General features: G+C 39.9%; 9 protein-coding genes, 1 rRNA gene and 1 pseudogene. 9 read left to right on the forward strand and 2 right to left on the reverse strand.

The annotated features are described in order from the left end of the window. Positions 1-17: 17 nt before the first annotated feature. Together rnpA and rpmH are read right to left on the reverse strand one after the other, a co-directional pair. Positions 18-368 (reverse strand): ribonuclease P protein component, encoded by a 351-nt coding sequence (rnpA, locus tag BN2425_RS22150; protein WP_042464305.1) that lies wholly within the window; start codon positions 366-368, stop codon positions 18-20. Between the two features lie 183 nt (positions 369-551). Beyond that, positions 552-686 (reverse strand): 50S ribosomal protein L34, encoded by a 135-nt coding sequence (rpmH, locus tag BN2425_RS22155; RefSeq protein WP_066059809.1) that lies wholly within the window; start codon positions 684-686, stop codon positions 552-554. Positions 687-1362: 676 nt separating this feature from the next. Here rpmH and dnaA point away from each other — a divergent pair. The 9 genes and pseudogenes from dnaA to BN2425_RS22200 all read left to right on the forward strand — a co-directional run. Continuing rightward, complete coding sequence (dnaA, locus tag BN2425_RS22160; RefSeq protein WP_042464269.1) at positions 1363-2709, forward strand: chromosomal replication initiator protein DnaA; 1347 nt, start codon at positions 1363-1365, stop codon at positions 2707-2709. Between the two features lie 197 nt (positions 2710-2906). Then, positions 2907-4043, forward strand: a complete 1137-nt coding sequence (gene dnaN, locus BN2425_RS22165) for a DNA polymerase III subunit beta (protein ID WP_042464271.1) — start codon at positions 2907-2909, stop codon at positions 4041-4043. Between the two features lie 123 nt (positions 4044-4166). Further along, positions 4167-4382: a S4 domain-containing protein YaaA gene (gene yaaA / locus BN2425_RS22170; RefSeq protein ID WP_042464272.1), complete on the forward strand. Its 216-nt coding sequence runs from the start codon at positions 4167-4169 to the stop codon at positions 4380-4382. 20 nt (positions 4383-4402) lie between these two features. After that, positions 4403-5521 carry a DNA replication/repair protein RecF gene (gene recF / locus BN2425_RS22175; RefSeq protein ID WP_042464274.1) on the forward strand — a complete coding sequence of 373 codons (1119 nt, stop codon included), beginning with the start codon at positions 4403-4405 and terminating at the stop codon, positions 5519-5521. Positions 5522-5533: 12 nt separating this feature from the next. Beyond that, positions 5534-5782: an extracellular matrix regulator RemB gene (gene remB, locus BN2425_RS22180; protein ID WP_042464277.1), complete on the forward strand. Its 249-nt coding sequence runs from the start codon at positions 5534-5536 to the stop codon at positions 5780-5782. Positions 5783-5847: 65 nt separating this feature from the next. Then, positions 5848-7770: a DNA topoisomerase (ATP-hydrolyzing) subunit B gene (gene gyrB / locus BN2425_RS22185; RefSeq protein ID WP_042464279.1), complete on the forward strand. Its 1923-nt coding sequence runs from the start codon at positions 5848-5850 to the stop codon at positions 7768-7770. 138 nt (positions 7771-7908) lie between these two features. Further along, complete coding sequence (gene gyrA / locus BN2425_RS22190) at positions 7909-10461, forward strand: DNA gyrase subunit A (RefSeq protein ID WP_042464282.1); 2553 nt, start codon at positions 7909-7911, stop codon at positions 10459-10461. A gap of 409 nt (positions 10462-10870) precedes the next feature. Next, positions 10871-11403: pseudogene (locus BN2425_RS22195) on the forward strand (transposase); the annotation flags it as partial. A gap of 429 nt (positions 11404-11832) precedes the next feature. Beyond that, a 16S ribosomal RNA gene (locus tag BN2425_RS22200) occupies positions 11833-12014 on the forward strand; the annotation flags it as partial.

The raw sequence follows: 12014 nt of genomic DNA on the forward strand, positions 1-12014 counted from the left end.
GTAAGAAAATTCCTTCACTAGCGATTGGCACGCTTTAGCACCTTTCCTACCTTCAATACGTGCGTTAAACTGCTTTTCACCTCAAAGAAATCCATATCCGCAGCAGGTTTTCTAGCAATAATGACGTAATCATTACCTGTGGTGATTTGATCTCTTAACTCCAAAATTGATTGCCGGATAAATCGTTTAATTCGGTTTCTGGTTACCGCATTGCCGAGTTTCTTACTGACCGACAAACCGATCCGAAAGTAAGCCTGGTTTTCTTTTGGCAAGGAGTAAACCACGAATTGCCGATTGGCAAATGACCGTCCGTTTTGGAATACCGCTTGAAAGTCATTATTCTTCTTGATCCTGAATTCTTTTTTCAACAGTTTCACCTTCAGTCTGGTCACCGTTTTTATGTATAAATAGTTTTCTTCCTCTTGTAGTTTAGGCAAAGCGCCCAGTGTGATAAACATAACCGAGCGCTTGTCCAACTGTTTTATCCGCCTAAAGCGCAAAAGCGCTCCTGCGTCTTATTAGAAAAAAGACCACTGAGACGTTTCAGTGGTCTAAGCTGATAATACTTTTCTTCCTTTACGACGACGACGAGCAAGAACCTTACGTCCGTTTGCTGAACTCATGCGGCTGCGGAATCCGTGAACTTTGCTGTGTTTACGCTTATTTGGTTGATATGTTCTTTTCATTATATGACACCTCCCTGAGGAATTGCTGCTGAAATTGTTATAGACAGTCTTATACATTATAAGGATGATAACTAGAAATTGTCAACCATTGTCCCAATATTGTTCTCTTCCAATTTTTCCTCAAAAGGAACTTATCGATCTTCTGACCTTCAGAAAAAAATACCAAGTGCATCCGTTTTTCTGGGCTGTGGATAAGAAAATCGACATTTTTTTCGTTATCCACACAAGATATTGACAGGTTTTTCACAAACCATCAACCTGTGGACAATTTTTATTCACAGCTGGATTACTTGTGGATAAACTTTGAAAAACCATTGCATACCTTAGTATTATTTGATATTATATTTGTGTTTTCACTCTGAATATCTAGAAGTCATATCTTTATTATCCACAGATTGTGGATAACATGTGGACAGTTTATTCAGAGGCTCTGTAAAAAGTTGTCCACAAGAGGTGGATATTGTCGAAACTCCACATTTTTTCCTTATTATATGTTTTCCACAACCACTGTTTCGTATAATGATAAATTCATAGCCTTTATTATATGCACAAAGCACTTATTTTATTGTTTTTTGACATGCGCAGCAGGGACAAAAACTTTTTATCGGAAATGTTTTGGGAGTATCAACTAAAACCACTGTCATATTATGCAATTTTAAAAAAGGAGGGATACTAGTTGGAAAACATTGCGGATCTTTGGCATGCAGCCCTGGCCAATATTGAGAAGAAAATCAGCAAACCCAGCTTTGATACCTGGCTTAAATCCACAAAAGCTCATTCCCTTCAAGGAGATCTGCTTGTCATAACAGCTCCAAATGAGTTTGCCCGGGATTGGCTGGAGGAGCGTTATTCTCAATTAATTTCTGGAATCCTCTATGAAATTACCGGAGAAGAGTTAGCCGTAAAATTTATTATTCCGCAAAATCCTAAAGAGGAAGAATTTGAAATTCCAGCGCCGGCGAAAAAAAGTAAAAAAGACGAGGATCATACCGAGTTTCCACCCAGTGTCTTAATCCCAAAATATACTTTTGATACATTTGTAATTGGTTCCGGCAACCGTTTCGCCCACGCAGCTTCCCTTGCCGTTGCAGAAGCACCGGCCAAAGCCTATAATCCGCTTTTTATCTACGGGGGTGTAGGATTAGGAAAAACCCACTTGATGCATGCCATTGGACACTATGTACTTGAGCATAATCCAGCTGCTAAAGTGGTTTATTTATCGTCTGAGAAATTTACAAACGAATTTATTAATTCCATCCGTGACAATAAAGCTGAGAATTTCCGCAATAAATATCGAAATGTGGATGTTCTTTTGATAGATGATATTCAATTTTTGGCGGGAAAAGAATCAACCCAGGAAGAATTTTTCCATACCTTTAATGCACTGCATGAAGACAGTAAACAAATTGTTATTTCTAGTGACCGGCCGCCAAGGGAAATACCAACATTAGAGGACAGACTTCGTTCGCGGTTTGAATGGGGACTGATTACCGATATCACTCCTCCTGATTTAGAAACGAGGATTGCGATCTTAAGGAAAAAAGCAAAGGCAGACGGACTGGATATACCAAATGAAGTCATGCTATATATTGCTAATCAAATTGACTCAAACATTCGTGAATTAGAGGGCGCCTTAATTCGCGTTGTTGCCTATTCATCCTTAATCAACAAAGACATAAACGCTGATCTTGCGGCGGAAGCTTTAAAGGATATCATTCCAAGTTCAAAGCCAAAAGTGATTACAATACTTGAAATTCAAAGAGTTGTCGGCGAGCATTACAATATTAAGCTGGAGGATTTTAAAGCCAAAAAGCGGACAAAGTCCATTGCCTTTCCTAGACAAATCGCTATGTATTTGTCCCGGGAACTGACCGATTATTCACTTCCGAAAATCGGCGAAGAATTCGGCGGCAGGGACCATACGACCGTAATCCATGCTCATGAAAAGATTTCTAAGCTGCTCCAAACCGATCCACAATTACAAAAACAGATGAAAGAACTAAATGAGTTGTTGAAAGTTTAGGGTTTATGTGAATAACTTGGCCACTGTCGTGCACAGTCTGTCCACATGTGGATAGGCTGTGTTTCCGTGTTAAAATAATAGTTATCCACATATCAACAAGGCCTACTAGTACTTCTACTGTTTTTTTTTAAAAAATAAATAATAATATATGCCTATGGCGATAAAAAAATTACTTTTAAAATCGGAGGATATAAAAAATGAAATTTATCATCCAACGGGACCGTCTAGTACAAAGTGTTCAAGATGTTATGAAAGCAGTCACTTCACGGACAACGATTCCTATTTTGACTGGTATTAAAATTACAGCTACAGATGAGGGAGTCACACTAACCGGAAGTGATTCAGATATTTCGATTGAATCGTTTATTCCTAAAGAAGAAGCTGGCGATGAAATTGTTGAAATCAAACAGGCTGGTGCCATTGTTTTGCAGGCTAAATTTTTTAGTGAAATTGTTAAGAAACTGCCAACAGACTCAGTAGAAATTGAGGTACTGAATCATCTGCAGACGGTCATCCGATCTGGTAAATCTGAATTTAACCTTATTGGTCTAGATGCCGAGGAATATCCTCACCTACCGCAAATTGAAGAAAATAATAAATTCCATATTGCGGCTGATTTATTAAAAGCGATGGTTCGGCAAACCCATTTTGCAGTGTCCACCTCAGAAACACGCCCCATCTTGACAGGTGTAAACTGGAAGATAGAAAATGGCGAGTTAACCTGTATTGCAACAGATAGCCACCGCCTAGCCTTAAGAAAAGCAAAAATTGATACTGAGAATGATGAAAACTATAATGTCGTCATACCAGGCAAGAGTTTAAATGAACTAAGCAAAATTATCGATGACTCCAGTGATCTAATTGATATTGTCATTACCGAGAATCAAATTTTATTTAAAGCGAAACATTTATTGTTCTTCTCTCGTTTGTTGGAAGGAAATTATCCGGATACCTCCCGATTAATTCCTACAGACAGCAAAACCGATATAACCGTGAATACGAAGGAATTTCTTCAAGCCATTGACCGGGCATCACTTCTTGCACGTGAAGGAAGAAATAATGTGGTCAAGCTATCGACCATTGACAGCAGCATTATCGAGATTTCTTCAAACACCCCGGAGATCGGTAAAGTAGTGGAAGAAATACAAAGCGAATCCATTCAAGGAGAAGACTTAAAAATCTCCTTTAGTGCGAAATTTATGATGGATGCATTAAAAGCACTTGAAGGTCAGGATATTCACATTAACTTTACAGGGGCGATGCGTCCATTTGTGATTCGTCCACTTCATGATGAAACCATTCTGCAATTGATTTTGCCTGTAAGAACTTATTAATCTAAATCCAACAAATGATAAGCCACCCCCGCTGGTGGCTTTATTTTTAGATGACCTTTGTACTCGACGAGATTTTTTAGTAAAATAAAGTATTGAGACCATTTAGGAATGAGGGTGATTATTTTGCCTGAACAAATAAAGATCGATACAGAATTTATTACTTTAGGGCAGTTTTTAAAGCTCGCAGATGTCATTTCAACAGGCGGAATGGCAAAATGGTTTTTAAGTGAACATGATGTATTTATCAACGGAGAACAGGATCAAAGACGAGGCAGAAAACTTCGCACTGATGACAAGATTAACATTCCCGGATTTGGAGAGTTCGTGATTACCGAGTAACTAAAGGATGACGTCGGAGCATGCATATTGAAAGCTTAGGATTAAAAAATTATCGAAATTATGATGAATTATCCATTGAATTTGAAAATAAGGTAAATGTCATCTTAGGTGAAAATGCCCAAGGGAAAACAAATGTGATGGAATCCATATATGTTTTAGCCATGGCTAAATCACATCGAACCTCAAATGATAAAGATCTTATTCGTTGGGATCAGGATTATGCTAAAATAGAAGGTAGGGTACAAAAACAGCACAGTTCCCTGCCACTGCAATTAGTCATATCTAAAAAAGGGAAAAAAGCAAAATTGAACCATATTGAGCAGCAAAAACTGAGTCAATATGTCGGGAATATGAACGTAGTCATGTTTGCTCCCGAAGACCTCAATCTGGTTAAAGGAAGTCCACAGATTCGCAGACGATTTATTGATATGGAGATTGGCCAAATATCACCTATTTATTTACATGATATGAGCCAATATCAAAAAATACTCCAGCAAAGAAATCATTTCCTGAAAATGATGCAAATTAAAAAACAGACCGATGAAACAATGCTCGAAATATTAACTGAACAATTCATCCAAATGGCCGTGAAGATTGTTCGGAAACGTTTTGAGTTTCTTCACATGCTCGAAAATTGGGCGAAACCAATTCACCAAGGGATCTCAAGAGGGCTCGAAACACTTGAAATCAGTTATAAACCTTCGGTAGAGGTATTAGAAGACCAAGATTTGTCGAAAATGGTAGCAAGCTTTGAAGAAAAGTTTTCCAAGGTGAAATCAAGGGAAATTGACAGAGGAACCACTTTGTTCGGTCCTCATCGGGATGATTTGCTGTTTTTTGTAAACAATCGGGATGTTCAGACGTTTGGCTCTCAAGGGCAGCAACGGACAACCGCCCTTTCTGTTAAATTGGCGGAAATCGAACTAATTTTTTCCGAAATGGGAGAATATCCAATTTTATTGTTAGATGATGTTTTATCAGAATTGGATGACTATCGTCAATCTCATTTGCTAAATACCATTCAGGGAAAGGTTCAAACCTTTGTGACAACCACAAGTGTGGACGGTATTGACCATCAAACATTAAAAGAAGCTGCCACTTTTGAAGTGGCTGCAGGGGTAATTAAGAAAGTTCATTGAGGTGGAACGAACATGTATCTTCATATCGGGGAAGATCTCAATATTAGAGCAAAAGAAATTATTACTATCTTGGATAAAGAAAGTGCTTTGAACTCCGAATTGGTAGAGGAATTTCTGAATCATCACCAAAAACAGGTAGTTAATCTTTCTAAAAATCCGTATAAATCAATTGTTATTACTTCTGAAAAAGTTTACTTATCCCCGATCGCTTCCAGTACGCTGAAGAAGCGTTCCAGCCAAATTTATATAAATGAATTTTAAGCATTATTTTGTAGTAATGAAATAGAGAGTAATTTCGGCAGAAAGCGCAGGTGATTCAAGTGACAATGGATCAAAAAGCAGTTCAGGAGCATGAGTATGATGCAAGCCAGATACAAGTGCTTGAAGGCCTGGAGGCAGTTCGAAAACGGCCGGGTATGTATATCGGTTCCACAAGCTCAAGGGGTCTGCATCACCTAGTATGGGAGATTGTAGATAACAGTATTGACGAAGCACTCGCTGGCTACTGTACTGAAATCAATGTCATAATTGAAGAAGACAATAGCATAACAGTAAAGGATAATGGCCGCGGTATCCCTGTTGACATTCAGGAAAAAATGGGCCGTCCGGCTGTTGAGGTTATTATGACCGTGCTCCACGCTGGAGGAAAATTCGGCGGCGGTGGCTATAAGGTTTCCGGAGGACTCCATGGTGTTGGTGCTTCCGTAGTTAACGCCCTATCCACCTATCTGGAGGTATTTGTCCACCGTGATGGAAAAATTCACTACCAAAAATACGAGCGCGGCGTGCCGGCTGCTGATTTAAAAGTGATTGGTGAAACGGACAAAACGGGAACAATCACTCATTTTAAACCAGATGGTGAAATTTTTACAGAAACATTGGAATATGAATATGACATTTTAGCAACTCGGATCCGTGAATTAGCTTTCTTAAACCGCGGTCTTAGAATTACAATTGAAGACAAGCGTGGAGAAGGTAAACGTACTGAATACCACTACGAGGGCGGAATTAAGTCGTATGTAGAACATTTGAATCGCACAAAAGAAGTTATTCACGAAGAGCCGATTGATGTAAGCGGAGAACGCGATGGAATCAGTGTGGAGGTAGCCCTTCAATACAACGAGGGTTATACAGAAAGCATCTACTCCTTCGCCAATAATATTCATACGTATGAAGGCGGAACACATGAATCCGGCTTTAAGACGGCATTAACCAGAGTTATTAATGATTACGCCAGAAAAAATGGCTTAATTAAAGAAAGTGACTCCAATCTGACCGGTGAGGACGTACGTGAAGGTTTGACAGCCATTATCTCGGTGAAGCACCCAGACCCGCAATTTGAGGGCCAAACGAAAACAAAGCTTGGAAACTCTGAGGTAAGGACGATAACTGACACGGTTTTCTCCAGTACCTTTGAGAAATTCTTATTAGAAAATCCGGCTGTGGCTAGGAAAATTATCGAAAAAGGATTAATGGCATCTAGAGCTAGAATGGCAGCCAAAAAGGCGAGAGAATTGACTCGCCGCAAAAGTGCTTTGGAGGTTTCTAGTTTGCCTGGTAAATTGGCAGACTGTTCATCTAGAGACCCATCTGAAAGCGAATTGTACATTGTAGAAGGTGATTCCGCAGGTGGTTCGGCAAAACAAGGCCGTGACCGTCACTTCCAGGCCATTTTGCCGCTGCGCGGAAAAATCTTAAACGTAGAAAAGGCACGGCTTGATCGGATCCTTTCCAATAATGAGGTTAGAGCGATGATTACCGCCATTGGAACAGGTATTGGGGAAGATTTTGATATTGCCAAAGCCAGATACCATAAAGTTGTAATTATGACAGATGCGGACGTAGACGGTGCTCATATCAGAACGCTGCTCTTAACCTTCTTTTATCGGTATATGCGTAAAATTTTGGAAGCAGGCTATGTCTATATTGCCCAGCCGCCATTATATAAAGTGCAGCAAGGTAAACGCATTGAGTATGCTTACAATGATAAAGAGCTGGACCGGATTTTTGCTGAGCTGCCAAGCCAGCCAAAGCCGAATATTCAGCGATATAAAGGTTTAGGAGAAATGAATCCTGAGCAATTATGGGAAACAACTATGGACCCTGCGTCAAGAACGATGCTTCAGGTAAGTCTTGAGGATGCCATTGAGGCAGATGAAACGTTTGAAATGCTGATGGGAGAAAAAGTTGAACCGCGCCGTAACTTCATTGAAGAAAATGCGCAATATGTCAAGAATTTAGATATATAAGAAAAGGAAAAGCACCGTTGTGCAATTTCAGCAAGGTGCCCAAGCTTGAAGTGTATAAACAGTTAAGGGTAGCGGGTGACCACTATCCTCATTTTCTTTTTTTAGTTAACAAGGGAATCCAATTAGGAGGTACCAAAGATGGCAGAAACACCAAGTTCTCAAATAAAAGAAATTAATATTAGTCAGGAAATGAGAACTTCTTTTCTTGACTATGCAATGAGTGTTATTGTTTCTCGTGCCCTTCCGGATGTCCGGGATGGATTAAAGCCGGTTCACCGCCGTATTCTTTATGCTATGCATGATCTTGGAATTCATGCGGACAAACCTTATAAAAAATCAGCCCGTATCGTCGGGGACGTTATCGGTAAATATCACCCGCATGGTGACTCAGCAGTTTATGAAACCATGGTCAGAATGGCACAGGACTTTAACCAACGCTATATGTTAGTTGATGGCCATGGAAACTTCGGCTCTGTGGACGGTGACTCAGCAGCAGCCATGCGTTACACTGAATCTAGAATGTCCAAGATTGCCATGGAATTATTAAGAGATCTTAACAAAGATACCATTGATTATCAAGACAACTATGATGGTGAGGAAAGAGAACCGGTTGTTTTGCCGGCACGTTTCCCTAACCTTTTGGTGAACGGGACAACAGGTATTGCCGTCGGGATGGCAACCAATATCCCACCTCACCAACTTGGAGAAGTGATCGATGGCGTTTTAGCCTTGAGCCATAATCCGGACATTACCACTCAAGAGTTGATGGATATCATTCCAGGCCCCGACTTCCCTACTGGAGGAATTATTCTGGGTCGAAGCGGTATCCGCAAGGCATACGAAACAGGCCGTGGCTCGATTACTTTACGGGCTAAAGTGGAAATTGAACAAAAATCCAATGGCAAGGAAACAATTCTTGTTCATGAAATTCCATATCAAGTGAATAAGGCGAAACTAATTGAAAAAATTGCAGAATTAGCCCGTGATAAAAAAATTGAAGGCATTACAGACCTTAGAGATGAATCAGACCGAAGAGGAATGCGGATTGTAATAGAAGTGCGTAAAGATGCCAATGCCAATGTTATATTAAACAATTTATATAAACTGACTGCAATGCAAACTAGCTTTGGCATAAATATGCTGGCACTCGTGAATGGCCATCCGAAGGTTTTGAGTCTAAAGCAATGCATTAGCCATTACTTGGACCACCAAATGGTTGTTATCCGCAGAAGAACTGAATTCGAATTGCGTAAAGCAGAGGCACGGGCTCATATCTTAGAAGGTCTGCGTGTTGCATTGGATAACCTGGATGCAGTTATTAACCTGATTCGCAATTCCCAGACAACTGATATTGCCAGAGAAGGATTAATGACTCAGTTCAACCTGTCTGAAAAGCAGGCTCAAGCTATTCTGGATATGCGTCTGCAGCGTTTAACCGGTTTAGAAAGAGAAAAGATTGAGGAAGAATACCAAGGACTTGTTAAGCTGATTGCTGAATTAAAAGCGATTTTAGCCGACGAAGAAAAAGTGCTTGAAATTATCCGTGAGGAATTATTAGAAATAAAAGATCGCTTTAATGATGAACGCCGCACTGAGATTGCAGCAGGCGGTATTGAAAATATTGAGGATGAAGACTTAATTCCAAGGGAAAATGTGGTTATTACCCTGACTCATAATGGCTATATTAAGCGTCTCCCTGTTTCCACCTACCGTGCACAAAAACGCGGTGGCAGAGGAATCCAAGGAATGGGCACACATGAGGATGATTTTGTCGAACATTTATTGACAACATCGACTCATGATACGATTTTATTCTTTACTAACAAGGGTAAAGTGTACCGTTCCAAAGGGTACGAAATACCGGAATTCAGCCGTACGGCTAAGGGAATTCCAATTGTTAACTTGTTGGAGATTGATAAAGGAGAATGGGTAAACGCCATTATTCCTGTTTCGGAATTCGTTGATGATTGGTACTTATTCTTTACCACAAAAGAAGGAATTTCTAAGCGTTCACCATTATCTTCTTTTGCCCATATCCGTAATAACGGATTAATTGCTCTAAGTCTGCGTGAAGGTGATGAATTAATTTCCGTGCGTCTAACAGATGGAAGCAAGGAAATCATTATTGGTACGAAAAAGGGTATGTTAATCCGCTTCCCAGAAACAGATGTAAGATCGATGGGACGTACTGCCACAGGGGTTAAAGGAATTACTCTTGACTCAGATGATGAAGTAGTCGGCATGGAAGTTTTAGAAGAAAACAATGATGTATTAATTGTCACGAAAAAAGGATATGGAAAACGAACTCCTGCTGCAGAATACCGAATTCAAGGCAGAGGTGGTAAAGGAATTAAAACCTGTCATATTACAGAGAAGAATGGTGACCTCGTTTCCATGAGAGCTGTAACTGGTGAAGAAGATCTGATGCTGATCACGACTGGCGGTGTCTTGATTCGTATTGATGTTGCAGGCATATCTCAATTAGGTCGTAACACCCAGGGTGTAAAGTTGATTAGCTTAAAAGAAAGTGAAAATGAACATGTTGCTACAGTCGCTCAAGTAGAAAAAGAGGAACCAGAAGAACCAGAAGAACAAGATGATCAAGAGGTACAAGAAGTACAAGAAGTCAGTTCTGAAACGGTTGCAGAAGAAAGTGAACAAGTAGACTCATCAGAGGAATCTGAAGAATAATAATGTTAAGGGGCATCTTTAAGATGTTCCTCAGATTGTCGAGAACGGGTATTTTTCTCGACAATTTTTTACTTTTGGGATATATATCGCTTTGACAAAAAAAGCATCTATGCTATGGAGGGCACTGAAGAAGTCTCTGAATTCAGTTTTCGTGAATAAAATCGTCTGTTGATTTCCACTCCAGGCGGCTTCGCTTTCCGCGGGCGTGCCGGGGAGCCTCCTCGGCGATGAAAGCGCCTGCGGGGTCTCCCCTGCCCCGTACTCCCGCAGGAGTCTTCGCCGCCTTCCGTTCCAATCAACAGGTTCTATTACCCAGCTAAATTTAAAAAAGGTATAATTCCTTATTTTTAAAAGGATTATACCTTTTTTGTTGTATAATTATAGTATCAATTTCAATCGGGTGGATACTATGATTCAAAATCAACAGTCAATGTTTTCAGTCCCTATATGGCTATTTATGATTTAGTTGTTCCAAAAGAAAATTTGCTACGTAAAATTAACGACTTGGTCAATTTCTCTTTTGTTTATGATGAACTTAAAGATAAGTATTGCTTTGATAATGGTCGAAACGCAATCGATCCTATTCGCATGTTCAAATACTTATTGTTGAAGTCTATTTACGACCTGTCTGATGTCGATGTTGTTGAACGCTCTAAATACGATATGTCTTTCAAATATTTTCTAAATATGGCTCTGGAGCAGCTTGTAATCGAACCCAGCTCTTTAACTAAATTCCGAAAACTCCGTTTAAAAGATGTAAACCTCTTGGACATGCTAATCAATAAAACTGTTGAGATTGCTATTGAAAAGGAAATCATTAAAAGTAAATCAATTATCGTGGATGCCACCCATACAAAGGCTCGCTACAATCAAAAGTCCCCTAGAGAGATCTTGATGGATCGCTCTAAAAAGCTTAGAAAAGCAATTTATAAAATAGATAAAAACTTTTAAAGTCGTCTTTTTTGATTTTCTTTAAAGATTCTTGAAATACCGAAGGTTTTTCAGTGCCCTCATGCTATGGGGCCTGTTGATTTCCGTTCCAGGAGCTTCGCGGACCTTAGGGCGTGCCTGGAGCCCCCTCGGAGAAGAAAACACCTGCGGGGTTTCCCCAGCTGAGTCTTTGCACCCTCCGCTCCAATCAACAGAAATAAATCAACCTAATGAGATGCAACACACCTACAATGCCTAATACAATCAAAAATATACAAAAAGGATGTTGACTTTTACTATATGGGGTGGTATATTAATAAAGTCGCTTATGAGCGATAGTAAATTTTGGTCTTTGAAAACTAAACAAACAAATATGTCAACAGTAAAACATTCGTTTCTAACGAAACGAAGCCAACGTAAATTTTATGAGCTATATCAACTTTCTTGGAGAGTTTGATCCTGGCTCAGGACGAACGCTGGCGGCGTGCCTAATACATGCAAGTCGAGCGAATCATTAGGAGCTTGCTCCTGATGATTAGCGGCGGACGGGTGAGTAACACGTGGGCAACCTGCCTGTAAGACTGGGATAACATCGGGAAACCGATGCTAATACCGGATAATTC

This window comes from Neobacillus dielmonensis, from assembly GCF_000612665.1.
Classification (GTDB): domain Bacteria; phylum Bacillota; class Bacilli; order Bacillales; family Cytobacillaceae; genus Neobacillus; species Neobacillus dielmonensis.